1 protein-coding gene is annotated in these 380 nt (G+C 72.6%); it reads right to left on the reverse strand.

The genetic code is table 11. The annotated features are described in order from the left end of the window. Positions 1-380, reverse strand: a 380-nt coding sequence (locus M4J07_RS47740) for a hypothetical protein (RefSeq protein ID WP_255983666.1), incomplete at both ends; no start/stop codon positions are given.

Here is a 380-nt window from a genome sequence, read left to right on the forward strand (position 1 = left end):
GCGCCGAGCAGCGGGTGATCGGTCCCGGCGAGTCCGAGGGAGGTGGCGTCGCCGGTGGGGGCGGTGTTCTGGAGCCAGTAGTGCTGGTGGTCGAAGGCGTAGGTGGGGAGGTCGACGCGGGCCGCTGTGGCTCCGGTGGTTGCGGCGGGCAGGATGCCCGTCCAGTCGACGGGGACGCCGCGCACGAAGAGTTCGGCGGCGGAGGTCAGGACTCGGCGCAGGCCGCCCTCGTCGCGGCGCAGCGATCCGGTGACGACCAGGTCGGTGTTGGTGTCGAAGGCGGTCTCGGTGATCGGCTGGACCAGGACCGGATGGGCGCTGACCTCCACGAAGGCGCCGTGGCCCTGCCCGATGAGGTCGGCGACGGCCGGGCCGAACTT

The organism is Streptomyces longispororuber (genome assembly GCF_024448165.1).
Classification (GTDB): domain Bacteria; phylum Actinomycetota; class Actinomycetes; order Streptomycetales; family Streptomycetaceae; genus Streptomyces; species Streptomyces longispororuber_A.